The organism is Xanthomonas cannabis pv. cannabis, from assembly GCF_000802365.1.
GTDB classification, from domain to species: Bacteria; Pseudomonadota; Gammaproteobacteria; order Xanthomonadales; family Xanthomonadaceae; genus Xanthomonas; species Xanthomonas cannabis.
In genome coordinates, this window is the sequence record NZ_JSZE01000082.1 from 15,139 (window position 1) to 30,949 (window position 15,811).

Annotated in this window: 16 protein-coding genes and 1 other RNA gene; 8 read left to right on the forward strand and 9 right to left on the reverse strand. The window is 66.7% G+C overall.

Annotated features, from left to right (window positions below):
• The first annotated feature begins 4 nt into the window (after positions 1-4).
• Complete coding sequence (locus OZ10_RS14165) at positions 5-637, forward strand: ChuX/HutX family heme-like substrate-binding protein (RefSeq protein ID WP_039408529.1); 633 nt, start codon at positions 5-7, stop codon at positions 635-637.
• A 29-nt stretch (positions 638-666) separates the two neighbouring features.
• Positions 667-1,596, forward strand: coding sequence for a DUF6607 family protein (locus tag OZ10_RS14170; protein WP_039565499.1), 930 nt, complete (start codon positions 667-669; stop codon positions 1,594-1,596).
• 141 nt (positions 1,597-1,737) lie between these two features.
• Here the strand turns inward: OZ10_RS14170 and OZ10_RS14175 are convergent, their stop codons facing one another.
• From OZ10_RS14175 to OZ10_RS14205, 8 genes are all read right to left on the reverse strand, one after another.
• Positions 1,738-2,091, reverse strand: coding sequence for a DMT family protein (locus OZ10_RS14175; RefSeq protein WP_039408585.1), 354 nt, complete (start codon positions 2,089-2,091; stop codon positions 1,738-1,740).
• A 177-nt stretch (positions 2,092-2,268) separates the two neighbouring features.
• The gene (locus tag OZ10_RS14180; protein WP_039408533.1) at positions 2,269-3,153 is read right to left on the reverse strand and encodes an ABC transporter permease; all 885 of its coding nucleotides are present in this window, start codon (positions 3,151-3,153) and stop codon (positions 2,269-2,271) included.
• Complete coding sequence (locus OZ10_RS14185) at positions 3,150-3,983, reverse strand: ABC transporter ATP-binding protein (RefSeq protein ID WP_039565501.1); 834 nt, start codon at positions 3,981-3,983, stop codon at positions 3,150-3,152. The genes OZ10_RS14180 and OZ10_RS14185 overlap by 4 nt, the downstream gene beginning before the upstream one ends.
• Positions 3,984-3,986: 3 nt before the next feature.
• Positions 3,987-5,033 (reverse strand): ABC transporter substrate-binding protein, encoded by a 1,047-nt coding sequence (locus tag OZ10_RS14190; protein ID WP_039565503.1) that lies wholly within the window; start codon positions 5,031-5,033, stop codon positions 3,987-3,989.
• A 40-nt stretch (positions 5,034-5,073) separates the two neighbouring features.
• Positions 5,074-5,991, reverse strand: coding sequence for a TauD/TfdA dioxygenase family protein (locus OZ10_RS14195; RefSeq protein ID WP_039565506.1), 918 nt, complete (start codon positions 5,989-5,991; stop codon positions 5,074-5,076).
• Between the two features lie 243 nt (positions 5,992-6,234).
• Positions 6,235-6,309, reverse strand: a non-coding RNA gene (locus tag OZ10_RS20705) — sX9 sRNA.
• 61 nt (positions 6,310-6,370) lie between these two features.
• Entirely contained in the window at positions 6,371-8,854 is a 2,484-nt protein-coding gene (locus OZ10_RS14200; protein WP_039565508.1) for an ABC transporter permease, read from the reverse strand.
• On the reverse strand, positions 8,851-9,456 hold the full coding sequence (locus tag OZ10_RS14205; RefSeq protein ID WP_255404431.1) for an ABC transporter ATP-binding protein: 606 nt from the start codon (positions 9,454-9,456) through the stop codon (positions 8,851-8,853). The genes OZ10_RS14200 and OZ10_RS14205 overlap by 4 nt, the downstream gene beginning before the upstream one ends.
• Positions 9,457-9,559: 103 nt before the next feature.
• On the opposite strand from OZ10_RS14205, the gene OZ10_RS14210 reads away from it, so the two are divergent.
• The 3 genes from OZ10_RS14210 (at position 9,560) to OZ10_RS14220 (ending at position 12,446) form a co-directional block, all read left to right on the forward strand.
• A complete protein-coding gene (locus tag OZ10_RS14210) occupies positions 9,560-10,228 on the forward strand; it encodes an arylesterase (protein ID WP_039408554.1) in 669 nt (222 codons plus the stop codon).
• Between the two features lie 91 nt (positions 10,229-10,319).
• Positions 10,320-11,033: a response regulator transcription factor gene (locus tag OZ10_RS14215; protein WP_002811889.1), complete on the forward strand. Its 714-nt coding sequence runs from the start codon at positions 10,320-10,322 to the stop codon at positions 11,031-11,033.
• 141 nt (positions 11,034-11,174) lie between these two features.
• Positions 11,175-12,446, forward strand: coding sequence for a sensor histidine kinase (locus tag OZ10_RS14220; protein ID WP_039408575.1), 1,272 nt, complete (start codon positions 11,175-11,177; stop codon positions 12,444-12,446).
• 182 nt (positions 12,447-12,628) lie between these two features.
• Here the strand turns inward: OZ10_RS14220 and OZ10_RS14225 are convergent, their stop codons facing one another.
• Positions 12,629-13,327: an SGNH/GDSL hydrolase family protein gene (locus tag OZ10_RS14225; RefSeq protein ID WP_039408578.1), complete on the reverse strand. Its 699-nt coding sequence runs from the start codon at positions 13,325-13,327 to the stop codon at positions 12,629-12,631.
• 185 nt (positions 13,328-13,512) lie between these two features.
• Between OZ10_RS14225 and OZ10_RS14230 the strand changes: the two genes are divergently transcribed.
• From OZ10_RS14230 to OZ10_RS14240, 3 genes are all read left to right on the forward strand, one after another.
• Positions 13,513-13,893 carry a diacylglycerol kinase gene (locus OZ10_RS14230; RefSeq protein ID WP_039408580.1) on the forward strand — a complete coding sequence of 127 codons (381 nt, stop codon included), beginning with the start codon at positions 13,513-13,515 and terminating at the stop codon, positions 13,891-13,893.
• A 389-nt stretch (positions 13,894-14,282) separates the two neighbouring features.
• Positions 14,283-14,909: a LemA family protein gene (locus OZ10_RS14235; protein WP_039408588.1), complete on the forward strand. Its 627-nt coding sequence runs from the start codon at positions 14,283-14,285 to the stop codon at positions 14,907-14,909.
• Positions 14,910-15,120: 211 nt separating this feature from the next.
• Positions 15,121-15,811 (forward strand): TPM domain-containing protein (locus OZ10_RS14240; RefSeq protein WP_039565515.1); only part of this gene is annotated, 691 nt, incomplete at its 3' end.

A 15,811-nucleotide genomic window follows, 5' to 3' on the forward strand; every position in this document is an offset into this window, starting at 1 on the left:
GGCCATGCCCATCGCCCGCCCACCGCCGGTGTCGTCGCATGCACGCGCTACTGCCGCGGCGCTGCCGCGTCCGCCGCAGTTGGCGGCGTTGGGCACGGTGCTGTGCCTGTACCGCCCTGCGCTGGGCAATGAACTCGATGGCTGGCAGCACGCGGTCGATGCGGCCGCCTTGCGACAGGTCGATAGCGAGGGCGTGCGCGAAAGCGTGTGGTTCTTCGATGCCGACGGCCACTGCTGCTGGCGGTTGTACCTGTTGCCGGACAGCGACTTCCTGGGTTGGGACCGGCTGGTTTCGCGCTTGCCGCCCGTACCGGACGACACCCATGGCCTGGGCGTGGGCGAGCGCCTGTGGCGGCGGCTGGCCGGACGCATGCGCGGCGAGAGCTGGCGGTTGAGCGCGCTGCGGTTGCACCCGGCGGGCGCGCGCGCGCAACCCCTGGCGGCGAGCCTTGCGACCGTGTCGGCGTTGGGGGCGGAGGTCGCCGCACGGCTTGCGCGGGAAGAGGGCATCGACGGTCGCGTGGCCGTGGACGATTGCTGCTGCGCGCGCGCTGCCTCGTCGCGCGCGGCGCAGGCCGACGCGCGCGGGGCCGATCCCATCGCCATGACCGCTGCGCTGCTGCGCCTGCGCCGCTGACATCCCCGTCTTCACCACCGAGAGTTCCGATGAGTCGATTCGTCCCCCCTTGTCTTGCGCTGACCCTGAGCCTGTTACCCGTGGTCGCCACTGCAGCGACAGATGCCGAGCGCGATCGCCAGAGCATCCTGGCGATGCAGGGCGAATACGCGGTGGATTTCGCCTTCGACGAAACCGTGTTGCTCAAGCCCGGCTACGAGCGCGCCTCGGCGATGCGCAGCGGTGCGAGCGAGGTGGTCATCGTGGTCGAGGACAGCCCGCGAAAGATCGTGTTGCAGCACCTGCTGGTGGATGAGAAGACCAAGCACGTGACCAAGCACTGGCGGCAGGACTGGGTCTATCAGGCGCCGCAGCGGTTCGAGTTCAGTGCGGACCAGACCTGGCAGGTGCGTGCGGTGCCCACCGCCACGACCACCGGTGCATGGACCCAATGCGTGTTCGAAGTCAGCGATGCGCCACGCTATTGCGGTACCGGCCGCTGGGAGTACGCCGATGGCCACCCGACCTGGACCAGTGACTTGAGCTGGCGCCCGTTGCCGCGCCGCGAGTACACCAAGCGCAGCGACTACAACGCGCTCTCGGTGATCAATCGGCATACCCTCACGCCCAATGGCTGGACGCACGAACAGTTCAACACCAAGGTGCTACGCAAGCCCGACGGCAGCCAGGAAGCGATCGCACGCGAGTTCGGCTTCAACGACTACCGCAAGACCACCGAGGTCGATTTCGCTCCGGCTTATGCCTACTGGAAGGGCACGCAGGATTACTGGGCCAAGGTGCGTGCACGCTGGGCCAGATTTCTGGACACACCGCCGGGCCTGCACCTGAAGACCAAGCCCGATGGCATGGCGATGATCATGCCGATGTTCGAGCAGGCCGAGGCTGTGCAAGCGGGCAAGCGGGTCAAGGACGCGCAGATCGATGCAGTGTTCGCGCAATGGGTGGAAGCGGCGAACTAGCCAGCCCAGGTTGTAGGAGCGCACCCGGGCGCGACGCGGCATTCCCGACAAGCCAATCGCGCCGCGCTCCGGGATGCTGCTGCGAGGTCGCGCCCTGGTGCGCTCCTACGGGCGAGGCGGGGCTGGTTGCTCAAAGGGCCATTACTCCTTGAACATCAAAAACGCCGCCACCAGGATCAGCCCGAATGCGGCCCAGTGATTCCATTTCAGCGACTGGCCCAGGTAGAACGTCGAGAACCCGGCAAACACCAGCAGCGTGATCACTTCCTGCATGCCCTTGAGCTGTGGCGCCGAGTACACCGCGCTGCCCAACCGGTTGCCCGGCACCTGCAGGCAGTATTCGAAGAACGCAATGCCCCAGCTGACCAGGATCGCGATCATCAGCGGGGTGCTCTTGTACTTCAGATGCCCGTACCAGGCGAAGGTCATGAACACATTGCTGGCGAGCAGCAACAGGACCGGATACAGGTAGGCAGTGAACGACGCGGTGGGCATGACGGCATACGGCAGCGACGGGGCCGGCAGCATAAGCCAGACCCGTTAAGCGCACGCGACCGTTCCGATGAGCCCGGCAGGCAGGCTGAGGCTGCTCAGGGACGGCCCGACATGGCTGCATGCAACCCAGTCAGGCATCAACCCCGGCTGCGCATCGCCGCCGCCGGGACAGAGACTCTAGCGTTGCATGCCCCAGCGTCGCACGGTGAGCCGCTCGATCGCCTGGAACACCACGCCCTCCACCAGCAGGCCCAGCACGATCACCATGGCCAGGCCGGCAAACACCTTGTCGGTGTAAAGCTCGTTGCGGTTCTGGAAGATGTACCAGCCCAGCCCGCCCTGACCGGAGGTGGCGCCGAACACCAGCTCGGCGGCGATCAGGGTGCGCCAGGCGAACGCCCAGCCGATCTTCAGGCCGGACAGGATCGCCGGCAGCGCCGCCGGGATCAGCAGCTGCGCCACATAGCGCGGCCCACGCAAGCCGTAGTTGCGGCCGGCCATGCGCAGCGTGTCGGGCACCGCCTGGAAGCCGGCGTAGGTGGTCAGCGCCAGCGGCCACAGCACCGAGTGCACCAGCACGAACACCAGGCTGCCGGTGCCCAGCCCGAACCACAGCAGGGCCAGCGGCAACAGCGCGATGGCCGGCAGCGGGTTGAACATGGCGGTCAGTGTGCCAAGCACGTCGCGGCCCCAGCGGGTGGAGGCGGCCACGGCGGTCAGCAGGAATGCCGACACCACGCCGAGCAGATACCCCTGCGCCAGCACCCGCAGCGAAGCGCCCACCCGGCGCAGCAGTTCACCCGACAGCAGGCCGTCGTAGAACGCGCGGGCAGTCTGTAGTGCGCTCGGCAGCATCAGATCGTCGCCGACCACGCGCGCGGCGACCTCCCAGGCCGCTCCAAGGACCAGTAGCACCACGGCCTTGCGCAGCCAGGCCGGCGCCTGCCAGCGGATCGGCGCAGCGGCGGTCAACAGGGCTGGGTCCAGTGGCCGCAGCGTCAATTCGTATTCCGCGCGCACCGGTGGAATCGGCGGCAACGTGGTGGCGGGCGAGCGGCTCATGGCAGCGCCTCACGCTGCAGTGGCGCATTGCGACGCAATGGCGCCACCTTGTCGTCGTCCAGGGTGTCGTCGGGCAGATCGAACAGCAGCCGGTGAATCCGTTGCGCGGCCTGCTGAAACGCCACGCTACCGGCGCTATGTGGCCCGAAGGCATGCGCGTTGAGCTCGGCACGCACCTGGCCCGGGTGCGGCGACAGCAGCAGCACACGGTTGCCGACCACCAACGCCTCTTCGATGGAATGAGTGACGAACAACAGCGTGAAGCGCGATTGTTCCCAGAGCTCCAGCACCTGCTCCTGCATGCGCGAACGCGTCAGCGCATCCAGTGCCGCGAAGGGCTCGTCCATCAGCAACACGCGTGGGCGCATCGCCAGCGCGCGCGCAATGGCGACGCGCTGCTTCATGCCGCCGGACAAGGTGTGTGGGTAGGCCTCGGCAAACGCGCTCAGCCCGACCTGGGCCAGACTCTCGTCCGCCCGTTCGCGTGCTTCGGCGCGCGACAGCGTGCGCGCCGCCCGCAGACCGAAGATCACGTTGTCGCGCACGCTCTTCCAGGGCGCCAGCTGATCGAATTCCTGGAACACCACCACCCGATCCGGCCCCGGTCCGGTTACCGCCTGTCCGTCCAGACGGATCTGCCCCTCGCGCGGGCTGACGAAGCCGGCCACCGCCTTGAGCAGGGTGGATTTGCCGCACCCTGATGGCCCCAGCAGCACGAAACGGTCGGCTTCATGCACATCGAAGCGCACCCGATGGGTGGCACGCACCACCCGCTGGGCGGAAGCGTGTTCCAGGCTGACATGATCGACCTGCAGCAAGGGCGTGCTCATCGCTCAGCTCCCGCCCGCAACCAGCGGGTCGTCGAAGAAGTAGTCGCTGACCTTGGCCGGTGCCTGCTTGATCGCCCCGCTGTGCTGCATGAACTTGCCCAGCTTCAACGTGTTCTGCGGCGCCACGGTGAACTGCACCTTGGGGTCCTTGAGGATCTGCAGCACCAGTGCGCGGTCGATCCCCGAGCCATTGCGGCGCAGGAAGATATCCGCCGCCTGATCCGGATGCGCAGTGACGAACTTGGCTGCCTGGTCCAGTGCGGCGACGAAGGCGCGATAAGTCTTGGGATTGTCGCGGCGGAATTTTTCGGTGGCGTACAGCACCGTCGCCGACGAGGGGCCGCCCTCGATGTCGTAGGAACTGGTGACGATATGCGCGGCCGGGTTGCGCGCCAGCTCCTGCTCCTGGAATGGCGGGCTGGCGAAATGCGCGGTGATTTCGGTGCGGCCACGGATGATCGCCGCCGCCGCATCCGGGTGCGGCAACGCCACCTGCAGCGGATCGAGCTGATGGGTGCCCTTGTCGCCCCAGCGCTGTTGCGAGGCATGCTGCAGAAAACGCGACTGCACCGACACGCCGGTGGCAGGCACCGCAATGCGGTCCTGCGGGGTGAAATCGCCGATGCTCTTGATGCGCGGGTTATTGCTGATCAGGTAGTACGGAAAATTGCCCAGCGAGGCCACCCCACGCACATTCTGCCGGCCGCGCGTGCGGTCCCAGATGGTGAATAACGGTCCCACGCCGGCACCGGCGATATCGATCGACCCGGTGAGCAACGCATCGTTGACCGCTGCGCCACCGGAGAGCTGCAGAAACTGCACGTCGATGTCGACACCGGCGGACTTGCCGTGCTGCTCGATCAACTTCTGGTCCTGCGCCACATCCAGCAGCAGATAGACGATGCCGAACTGCTTGGCGATGCGCAGCTTGCCTTCGGCCTGCGCCTGCGGGCTGTGCAGCAGCGGCAAGGCGGCCAGAAACAGCAGCGCGATGGGCCGCAAAAAGCGTCGGCGCTGCGAAGGTGCGTGAGAAGTGACAGTCAAACGCATGCGGCGCTCCGGTCGATGAGGGGGGAGGGCAGGCGCGCGCTCAGAACGGCGCATCGCCTTCGATGGTGGTGCGGTTGAGACGGCGACGCAGGTGATCGGGCGTACCGGCGGCCAGGTGCATGACCGAGCGGTTGTCCCAGAACACCATGTCATGCGGCTGCCAGCGATGCCGGTACACCAGCGCCGCGCGCGTGCTGTGCGCAAACAAGGTCTGCAACAGCGCCCGGCTTTCGTCCTCGGGCAGGCCGACGATGCGCGTGGTGAAATGCTCGCTGACGAACAACGCTTTCTGGCCGGTTTCCGGATGCGTGCGCACCACCGGGTGCTGCACGGGCGTCACTTCGGCAATCTGCTCTGGCGTCAGTGCCGGCCGCCATGGATTGCGCGCGCGCAGCTCTTCGTACTTGGCCAGATAACTATGTTCGGCGCGCAGGTCCTGCACCGTGCGCTTGAGCGCGTCGGGCAGCGTTTGCCACGCCAGGTGCTGGTTGGCGAAGAGGGTATCGCCGCCCTCGCTTGGCAGCTCCTGCGCGTGCAGCAGCGAACCCAGGCTCGGGGTCTGCTTGTAGGACAGATCCGAGTGCCAGTAATGCCCGGCATCGCCCAGGCCGATCGGCTCGCCGTTTTCCTTGATGTTGGACACCACCAGCACTTCCGGGTGATCGCGCAGCTGAAAATTGCGCAGCACATGGATCTGCAACGGCCCGAAGCGACGGCTGAAATCCACCTGCTGCGCCGGGGTGATGCGCTGATCGCGGAACACCAGCACGTGGTGAGCCAGATGCGCCCGATGAATGCGCGCGAACGTAGCCGCGTCCAGCGGTTGCGACAGATCCAGCCCGATCACCTCTGCGCCCAGTGGCGCATCGAACGGCACGATCCGCACGCCTGACGCAGCCGCGGTGGTGGCATCGGCACGCGGCGGTTGCACACGCGCGGCGGAACGACTGCTGGCCATGACCTTGGCACCTCGACAACGGCAAAGGCCGCCAACGGCGACCGGACTGGTCACTCTAGGCAGTCACGCCGTCGCTGCGAACGTACGATTGGCAAGGTGCTTATGCGCTGCGGGTATATGAAATGCGCCACCCACATCGTGCTTCGCCCGCCGCAGATACCGTTGCGCCGATTCCCGCGTTGCCGTCAGACGGCGCAGCACATGCCGTCGTTAGCCAGAACGGAGTGCCCGCGCGCCGAGCGCGGCCGCCGAACGTAGCGCGCAACCGTCAGACGGGCGCGGACGGCGCGCAGGAATCGCTGTGTACCCGGGGTACATGCGAATCCCGAACACCGGCCGCGCCCGCCTGAGGTCTGCGCAGCAGTCTTGTTGGCTGCTCTTATTCGCTGCGTAACGCCAACGCCGGTGGCGTGGACAGGATGCGACGGGTGCCTGACCAGCCGGCCAGCAGGCTCAGGGCGAGCCCGAATGCGCCGCCTAGCAGCAGACGCGGCCAGTGCGGTGCCAGTGCGATCTCGAAGGCCTGTTGTCCGACCAGCGCGCCGATCACCGCCGCCGCCGTCACCGCCAGCCCCGCCGCCAGAAGCCCCAGTGCACCAAATTCCACCAGCACTGCGCCACGTAGCTGCCCGCGGCGCGCGCCCAGCGTGCGCAGCACGGCACTGTCGTAGCGGCGCTCGCCGGCGGTGGCCTGCAGCGCCGCCAGCAGCACCAGCACACCGGCGAGCAGGCTGAAGCCCATCACCAGTTGCACCGCCTGTGCCACCTGGTCGATCACCTCGCGCACGCGGCCCAGGATGGCATCGATATCCAGCACCGAGATGTTGGGGTAGTCGCGGCTCAGCGACGCCAGTCTGGGGGCACTGCCGGGCGGCAGGTGGAAGGCCGAAATCAGGTTGTACGGCGCATCGCCGACTGCGCCCTCATTGAGCAGCAGGAAAAAGTTGACCCGGAACGAATCCCAATCGGCCTTGCGGATGCTGGTGACGGTAAAACTGCGTTGCTGTTCGCCCAGCAGCAAGGTGATGCGGTCGCCGAGTTTGAGCTGGTAGCGCTGTGCCCAGCCTTCTTCCACCGAGGCTTCCGCTGCAGTGCTGTCGGCTGCCCAGAACTTGCCCTGCAACAGCGTATTGGCCGGCGGAAATGCATGCCGCCAGGAAAAATTGACCGGGCGGTTGTCGCCGTCGCCATCGTCGGCCGGGTCGCGGTCGCCGCGCACCGGCGGCTTGTCGTTGATGGCGACTAGGCGTCCGGTGGAAAACGGCTCCACCGCTGCGTTGTCCACGCCCAGGCCGCGCAATGTCTGCAGCACCGGCTCGGTCTGCTCGGGCTGGATGTTCATCAGGAAGTAGTTGGGCGTATCGGCCGGGAGGCGGTCGCGCCACTGGCCGAGCAGGCCGGGGCCGACCACGGCCAGCAGCAACAGCGCGCACAAGGACAGCGACAGCCCGACCAACTGCACCACGCTTAGTCCGCGTCGTCGTGTCAACGAGGCCAGGCCCAGCTTCCAGGAACCGCGCAGGCGGTGCTGGATCGGCCGCAGCAGCGCGAGCAGGCCAAGGCCCAGTATCATCGCCACCAGCGCCAGCGCCGCCAGCCCACCCAGCACCCAGCCAGCCAGCACCAGGTTGCCGGTGGCATACACGGTCAGCGCCAGCGTCGCGGCCAAGGCTGCGCCATACACCAGCAACGAGCTCGGCGGCACGGCTGCAAAACTGCGGTTGAGTACGCGCATCGGCGGCACATTGCGCAGCCGCAACAGCGGCGGCAGGCCGAAGCCCAGCAACAGGGTCAGGCCGATGCCCGCACCGGCCAGCGCCGGGGTAGCCTGCGGCAGCGGCAGGCGGTTCGGAATCAGGCTGCCGAGTGCCTGCACCAGGCCTTCCTGCGCCAGCATGCCCAGCCCGATGCCGACCAGGCAGGCCGGAATCGCGGTCAACAGCAATTGCAGCGACAACATCGCCAGGATGTCGCGCTGCTTCGCGCCCAGGCAACGCAGCACTGCCACGGTGTCGATACGCCGCATCGCAAACCGGTTTGCCGCCAGCGCGGTCGCCACGCCGGACAACAGCACCGCCAGCAAGGCCGACAAGGCCAAAAAGCGGCCGGCACGATCGAACGCCGCACGCATGCCGCGCTGGGTGTCTTCGATACCGACCAGGCGGTACTCGCTGGCACGCGGCTTCAGCCAGGCGCGCAGGTCGGCGATGGCATCCGGCGCACCAGCGAACATCAACCGGTAGGAGGCACGGCTACCCGGCCCGAGCAGGCCGGCACCTTCGATATCGGCACGATTGACCAGCAACGGCGGCGACAGCTGCATCAGCTCGCCGGAGGCATCCGGTTCGGCGCGCAGCACGCCGGTGATGGTCAGGTGGCCGGCGCCGAATTCCAGTTGCTCGCCCACGCGCAGGCCCAGCGCCTCGAGCAGGCGCGGGTCGGCATAGGCCTGGCCCGGCGGCGGGGCGCTGGCAACGCTGCCCTGCGTGCCGGCGGCATCCCTCGACACCAGCAGCTGCCCACGCAACGGGTAACCGGCGCCAACGCCGCGGATATTTGCCATCTGGCTGGCGTCGCCATGGAACAGCACGCTGGGGAAGCTGACCATGCGCGTGCTCTGCAGGCCGCGTCGTTGCGCTTCTTCGGCGAAGTCGGCCGGAATCTCCTGGCGGCCGGTCACGCCCAGATCGCCACCGAGCACCTCGGCCGCGCTGGAGGTCAAGGCGAGTGTCACTCGGTCGACCAGCGTGCCGACGGCGGTCATTACCGCTACGCCCAGCACCAGCGCAGCGAACACCGTGAGCAGGTCGCCGGCCAGGAATTCGCGGCGTACCGCGCGTGCGGCTTGTCGCAGCACGTTCATGCGGCCGGACCGGTCTGTGCATGCAGGCGGCCGCTGTCGATGCGGTAGATGTGCTTGCAGCGCTGCGCCAGGGTCATGTCGTGGGTGACCAGCACCAGGGTGGTATCGCTGGTCGCATTGAGCGCGAACAACAGGTCGCTGATCTGCGCGCCGGTGGCCTGGTCCAGGCTGCCGGTGGGTTCGTCTGCGAACAGGATGCGCGGGCGGGCCACGAATGCGCGCGCCAGTGCCACGCGTTGCTGCTCGCCGCCGGACAGCTGGCGCGGGTAATGGCGCGCACGCGCACTCAGGCCCACCGCTTCCAGCACTTCGCGCACCCGCGCCGGGTCTTCGCGCCCGGCCAGTTCCAGCGGCAGCGCGATGTTTTCTTCGGCGGTCAGCGCCGGCAACAGGTGGAAGCTCTGGAACACGAAGCCCACCTCGCGGGCGCGCAGGGCGGCGCGGGCTTCTTCGTCCAGCTGGCCCAGGTCCTGGCCCGACAGCGCGATGCTGCCGCGGCTGGGCAGGTCCAGCCCGGCCAGCAGGCCGAGCAGAGTGGTCTTGCCCGAACCGGAGGCGCCGACGATGGCGATGCTGTCGCCTTCACTGACCGTCAAGCTCACGTTGTCGAGGATATGGAGTGTTCTCTCCGGTCCGCTGACGGACTTGCCGACCTCGCGGACGTCGATGGCGGTGCGGGTGCTGGAGCGGGGGGCCAGACTGTCGATGAGGAATCTCCGAATGCGTGAAAGAACACTGCGATATGGCGTGCTGGCCCTGTGGCTGCTGGCACTGTCCCTGCTTGCGCCGGGGATTGCCTCTGCCAAAAGTCCGGCCACCACGGCACCGATCCTGGTCGTTGGCGACAGCCTGAGCGCTGCGCACAACATTCCGGTGCAGTCCGGCTGGGTGACCTTGCTGGACCAACGCCTGAAGCGTGACATGGCGACGCCACCGGCGGTCGTCAATGCCAGCATCAGCGGCGAAACCACCTCCGGTGCGCTGACCCGGCTGCCCGGCCTGCTGGAAAAACACCGTCCCGGCGTGGTGGTGATCGAACTGGGCGGCAACGACGCGCTGCGCGGGCTGACCCCGGCCCAGCTCAAGGGCAACCTGGAAAAAATGATCCAGCTCAGCCAACGGGCCGGTGCCAAGGTGCTGTTGCTGGGCATCGACGTGCCGCCCAACTACGGCCCGGCCTACCGTGAGCGCCTCAAGGCCACCTACGCAGACCTGTCGAAACAGTACACCACCGCGCTGGTGCCGTTCTTCCTGGAAAAGGTGGCATTGCAGCCGGGGCTGATGCAGAACGACGGCCTGCACCCGACCGCCGCGGCCCAGCCCAAGGTGCTGGAGACGGTGTGGCCCGCGCTACGTCCGCTGCTCCCGCGCTAGACCTAGCACGTCACAAAACGTTGTCCGGTCTTCACGTTCTTTCCACCGCCGATCCGGCATGTTTCACAAAGCTGAAGACCGAGGAAAGTCCATGCGTCAGACCAAGGAAACGTCCGGCCTCGTGCTGGTCGTCGAAGACAACCGCAATATCTCCGAAATGATCGGCGAATACCTGGAAGGCCGTGGCTTCGAGGTCGACTATGCGCAGGACGGACTCGACGGTTACCGTCTGGCCGCCGAGAACAGTTACGACGTGGTCGTGCTGGATCTCATGCTGCCACGCCTTGACGGTATCGAAGTGTGCCGCCGCCTGCGTAACGACGCACGCAAGTCCACCCCGGTGTTGATGCTGACCGCCCGCGACACGCTGGACGACAAGCTCACCGGCCTGGGCTTCGGCGCCGACGATTACCTGACAAAGCCCTTCGCGATCCAGGAACTGGAAGCGCGCTTGCGTGCCCTGATCCGTCGCGAGCGCCGCCAGGTGGGCTCGGAAGTGCTCAAGGTCGCCGATCTGGTACTGGACCCGGTGAGCATGCGCGCCACCCGTGCCGGCACCGAGCTGCAGCTCTCGCCGATCGGTCTGCGCCTGCTGACCATTCTGATGCGCGAGTCGCCGCGCGTGGTGACCCGTCAGGAAATCGAGCGCGAAATCTGGGGCAATGGCTTGCCGGATTCGGACACCCTGCGCAGCCATCTGTACAACCTGCGCAAGATCATCGACAAGCCGTTCGACCGCCCGCTGCTGCACACCGTGCAGAGCGCCGGCTATCGCATCGCCGACATCGCCCAACCGATGGCCTGATGTCCTGGCCGGCCGCCGTCTGGCGGCCGGCCAGTCCTGTAGGCGCTCGCGCGCCGCTCGTTCTCCCGTGCTGCCGGCTGGCTACACGACGGACTCACGGAAGCGTTGCCTATACTCCGGCGCTCTCCCCTGGATGCAGCAATGCCACACGGGCTCCCGCGAAAAATACGTCTTGCCTTCCTGCTACAGGTCGCGCTGGCGAGCCTGGCGATCGTACTGGGCGGGTACCTGATTTCGCTTGTCATCAAGTACAGCCTGGTGCGCACGGTGCTTGCCGACGAGGCCGTGCATTTCTGGCAGATGCACAAGAGCGCACCGGACAATCGGCCGCCGAATACGCGCAACATCCAGGGATATTTCGCACCTGCCGGCGCTGGCGACCAAGCCATCCCGCGCGCGCTGCAGACCTTGTCGCCGGGTTTCAGCGAAGTGGCCGCCGCCGACGCGCTGGTCTATGTGGACCAACATCCGGAAGGGCGCTTGTACCTGGTTTTCCCGCGCGCGCGCGCGGCGCATCTGACCCTGTGGTTTGGGGTGGTGCCGGCGATCATCGTGTTGCTGGGGATCTACGGCGTGTCCTGGTTCACCTACCGCGTCTCCAAGCGGCTGGTGTCACCGATCAGCTGGCTTGCGCTGCGGGTGTCGCATTGGGATCCGCGCAACCCGGATGTCGACGAACTTTCGCCGGAACGCCTGCCCGCAGAGTTGCAGGGCGAAACCCGGCAGCTGGCTGCTGCATTGCATGCGCTGGGGCTGCGGGTCAGCGAGCATGTCGCACGCGAACGCAACTTCACCCGCGACGCCAGCCACGAACTGCGTACACCGCTGACGGTGATTCGCGTCGCCACCGACATGGCACTGGCCGACGACGAGCTGTCACAGCGCACCCAGCGCAGCCTGCGCCGGATCCAGCGCGCCGGCCGCGACATGGAAGCGGTGATCGATGCCTTCCTGATCCTGGCGCGCGAAGCGGAGATCGACCCGCAGAGCGAGACCTTCGATGCGGCCGAGCTGGCCAGCGAAGAAGTCGAAAGTGCGCGCGAGCTGCTCGGCGACAAGCCGGTGTCCCTGCGCATGGTGGGTGACCGCAGCCTGCAGATGTTCGCGCCGCCGCGAGTGATGCGGGTGGTACTCAGCAATCTGCTGCGCAATGCCTGCGCCTACACCGACACCGGCAGCATCGAGGTCGAGGTGACACAGGACCGCATTGTGGTGCGAGATACCGGCATCGGCATGAGCGATGAAGCACGTGCGCGGGCATTCGAGCCGTTCTTCCGCGCCGACCCCACGCGCCCGCAGGGCACCGGTCTCGGTCTGTCGATCGTACGGCGTTTGTGCGACCGCTTTGGATGGCGGATCGAGCTGGAAAGCGAGGCCGGGCAGGGGACCTCGGTGGCCGTGGTAGTTGCCTGACACTGGCGGTCTGCCCGCAGGCAGGCCGTCAGTGTCGGCTGCCTGGCGGGATTGATCGGAACGGCTGCGCGGTGGCGGACCTTCTGCGTCCACGTTGCAGCTCGCCGTTGCGATCGACGCATTGGCGGTGCGCCGTGGCCAACGGCCGCGCCACTGGTCCGAGCGGGATCACTCAGCGGTGACTACGGTTCCAGCACCGGGGCGACGGCCTTGCGCCAGATTGCGTAACCATCGGCGGTCATGTGCAGCATGTCGTCGCGAAACAGCTCCGGACGTGGCTTGCCGGCGGCATCGAGCATGGGTGTATAGACATCCACGTAGTCCACCCGCGGCAGTGGCGCCAGCGCCGCCTTGATCAGGCGATTGGCGGCGATCACCGCCGGCAGCAATTGCGCGCGCGAGGGGCTGGGCTTGATCGACAGATAACTGATGCGCGCTCCGGGCAGGTCGCGGCGAACGCGGGTGACGAAGGCCAGCACATCGTCGCGCACCTGCTCGGGCGTACGGCCGCTGTTGAGATCGTTGTCGCCGGCATACAGCACCACCTGGCGTGGTGCGTACGGGATCACGATGCGGTCGGCATACCAGGTGCTGTCGCGGACTTCCGAGCCGCCAAAACCGCGGTTGATCACCGGGGCGCCGGGGAAATCATGCGCCAGCGTTTCCCAGAAGCGGATCGACGAGCTGCCGACGAACACGATGCCGTGCCTGGGCGGCGGTTGGCGAGCATCGCTGGCGGCGAAGCGCTGCATGTCCTGTTCCCATGCGGTGTTGGACACCTGTGCGGGTACGGCCGGTGCCGCGTGCAGGGGCTGCGCATGCACCTGGCTGGACAGCAGCACGAGGGCGCACAGCAGCGTGCGCAAGTTGTGTCTGATCATGCGAGAAACCTGCAGTGATTGAGCGGGCTTGCCATGGTGCAGCAGTCTGCAAGCTGAGGGCAAACCGGACTGCGGCTGGCGATGCGCAGCGCCACGGTGCAAGATTCGCACTTTCCCCAGCAGCGACTATGCCATGCGTTTTCCCTGTCCTCAGACACGCCCTGCCGGGGCGCAAGCACCGACGCATGGCTGATCAACTGGGACACGTGCCGCGCGGCCCGCGCCGCATGCTCAAGGCAGCGATCTGGTCCTGGCAGGGATTGCGCGCCGCGTGGTTGCATGAATCCTCGTTCCGGCTCGAGGTGTGCCTGGCGGCGGTCATGGCCCCGTTGGGCCTCTGGCTGGGGCAATCACCGCTGGAACGTATCGCGCTGATCGCGCCGTTGTTGATCGTGCTGGCCGCCGAGCTGCTGAATTCGGCCATCGAAGCGGTGATCGAGCGTTACGGCCCGGAGCATCACGTACTGGCCGGGCGTGCCAAGGACATGGGCTCGGCCGCGGTGTTCCTGCTGCTGCTCAACGTGCTGCTGTGCTGGGGTTTGATCCTGTTGCCGCGGCTGTTCTGAAGGCCTTCGGCAGCACAAGAGGAATTGTCCTGGAGCGATTGCGGGGCCGCGCGTGCACCGACGATGCGGCGACAGGTGCTGGGATGGAGACATGGCTGGATGGCGATGCAGGCGCGTCCGGCGATTGGGGCGGATGAGTGCCACCCGTAAGCTGCGCTTGAAGTGCTGGCATCAGTGGCAACCCGCATCGCAGGCTTGGGCCAGGGTGAGCGCCGCTTTATTGCCAGCAAGTCGCCGGGCGAGGCGCTAGCCAACCGCGCACCGACCATTATTCGCGCTTGCCTGCTGCCGGCCTCTACAACACAGGGCCGCTTCAGGTGCGGGCATGTGCATGCGGGCTTGACCTGGCCCATGGCATGCTCGCGCCCTACTTCAACGGAATCGCCTGCATGCCTGTCCTGATTCGCGCCCTGGTGTTGCTGATCCTGACCGCCACGCTGTCCGGTTGCGGCTATAACGCGATCCAGCAGAAGGAAGAAGGCGTCAAGGCCGGTTGGTCGGAGGTGCTCAATCAATATCAGCGCCGCGCCGACCTGATTCCCAATCTGGTGCGCACCGTGCAGGGCTACGCGCAGCAGGAGCGTCAGGTGCTGACCGAGGTGACCAATGCGCGTGCCCGGGTTGGTCAGATCCAGGTCAATGCCGATGACGAAGCCTCGCTGAAGCAATTCCAGCAGGCCCAGGGCGAACTCGGGAGTGCGCTGTCGCGGTTGCTGGTGGTCAGCGAAAACTATCCGCAGCTCAAGTCCGACCAGTCGTTCCGCGACCTGCAGGTGCAGCTGGAAGGCACCGAAAACCGCATCACCGTGGCGCGCGGCCGGTATATCCAGACGGTGCAGGACTACAACACCTACATCCGTTCGTTCCCGCAGGTGATCACCGCCAAGATCTTCGGCTACCAGCCCAAGCCGAATTTCAGCGTGGAAAACGAAGCGCAGATTTCGCGCGCCCCGCAGGTGGATTTCGGTAACCAGCCGGCGCCGCAGCAACAGCCGGCGCCGCAGCCTGCGCAGTAATCAGCGGCCCGCGCAGTAATCACAAGCCCCTCTCCCGGCGGGAGAGGGGTTGGGGTGAGGGTACGGCGCGAAGCTTCTGTGTCTTCCAATTGCACATGGCTCCGCTCGCACCCTCATCCACCCATTCGGGACACCTTTCCCACAAGGAAGGACAGTGCTCAATGGGGAAGGAAACGACTGAATTTCAGTACGCATCAGGTAGGAGTCGGCAATGCGGCGAGCGTCTTTGAGAGTGGTGTGGTTGATGGTGTTGCTGCTGCTGCCGGCATCGCTGCTGGCGCAGGATCTGGCTGCCATCCCGCCGCTGCGTTCGCCGGTCGTCGATGTTACCGGTACGCTGGATGCCGCGCAGATCCAGCAACTGGAGCAAAAGGCGCTGGCCCTGCAGCAACGCAAGGGCGCGCAGCTGCAGATCCTGATCGTGCCGACCACCCAGCCGGAGGCGATCGAGCAATACGCCCAGCGTGTATTCGACCAGTGGAAGATCGGGCGCAAGGGCGTGGACGATGGCGTACTGTTGCTGGTTGCCAAGGACGACCGTCGCGTGCGTATCCAGCCCGGGTACGGCCTGGAGGGCGCCATCCCCGACATCGTGGCCAACCGCGTCATCCAGGAATATCTGGCACCGCGCTTTCGCGAGGGCGACTACGGCGGCGGTATCCGTGATGCAACGGCGACGCTGGCCGGACTGATCGAAGGCGAGGCGCTGCCGGCGCCGGTCAGCGGGCACGAGGGCGGTGCCGGCGCTGGTGCCGGTGGGGGCTGGATCATGGCGCTGTTCATCGGCTTCGTAGTGGCGATGGTGGCGCGCGGGATCCTTGGCGCGTTGCCGCGCCCGTTGCGTGCCGCGCTGACCGGAGTAGCCGCTGGTGGCGCGGCGTTGCTGTTCACCTCATTGCTGT

Bases quoted from the DNA above. Each gene is read 5' to 3' on its own strand.
- OZ10_RS14165 (WP_039408529.1), top strand. From the start codon at position 5: ATGCCCATCGCCCGCCCACCGCCGGTGTCGTCGCATGCACGCGCTACT.
- OZ10_RS14170 (WP_039565499.1), top strand. From the start codon at position 667: ATGAGTCGATTCGTCCCCCCTTGTCTTGCGCTGACCCTGAGCCTGTTA.
- OZ10_RS14175 (WP_039408585.1), bottom strand. From the start codon at position 2,091: ATGCCCACCGCGTCGTTCACTGCCTACCTGTATCCGGTCCTGTTGCTG.
- OZ10_RS14180 (WP_039408533.1), bottom strand. From the start codon at position 3,153: ATGAGCCGCTCGCCCGCCACCACGTTGCCGCCGATTCCACCGGTGCGC.
- OZ10_RS14185 (WP_039565501.1), bottom strand. From the start codon at position 3,983: ATGAGCACGCCCTTGCTGCAGGTCGATCATGTCAGCCTGGAACACGCT.
- OZ10_RS14190 (WP_039565503.1), bottom strand. From the start codon at position 5,033: ATGCGTTTGACTGTCACTTCTCACGCACCTTCGCAGCGCCGACGCTTT.
- OZ10_RS14195 (WP_039565506.1), bottom strand. From the start codon at position 5,991: ATGGCCAGCAGTCGTTCCGCCGCGCGTGTGCAACCGCCGCGTGCCGAT.
- OZ10_RS14200 (WP_039565508.1), bottom strand. From the start codon at position 8,854: ATGAACGTGCTGCGACAAGCCGCACGCGCGGTACGCCGCGAATTCCTG.
- OZ10_RS14210 (WP_039408554.1), top strand. From the start codon at position 9,560: ATGAGGAATCTCCGAATGCGTGAAAGAACACTGCGATATGGCGTGCTG.
- OZ10_RS14215 (WP_002811889.1), top strand. From the start codon at position 10,320: ATGCGTCAGACCAAGGAAACGTCCGGCCTCGTGCTGGTCGTCGAAGAC.
- OZ10_RS14220 (WP_039408575.1), top strand. From the start codon at position 11,175: ATGCCACACGGGCTCCCGCGAAAAATACGTCTTGCCTTCCTGCTACAG.
- OZ10_RS14225 (WP_039408578.1), bottom strand. From the start codon at position 13,327: ATGATCAGACACAACTTGCGCACGCTGCTGTGCGCCCTCGTGCTGCTG.
- OZ10_RS14230 (WP_039408580.1), top strand. From the start codon at position 13,513: ATGGCTGATCAACTGGGACACGTGCCGCGCGGCCCGCGCCGCATGCTC.
- OZ10_RS14235 (WP_039408588.1), top strand. From the start codon at position 14,283: ATGCCTGTCCTGATTCGCGCCCTGGTGTTGCTGATCCTGACCGCCACG.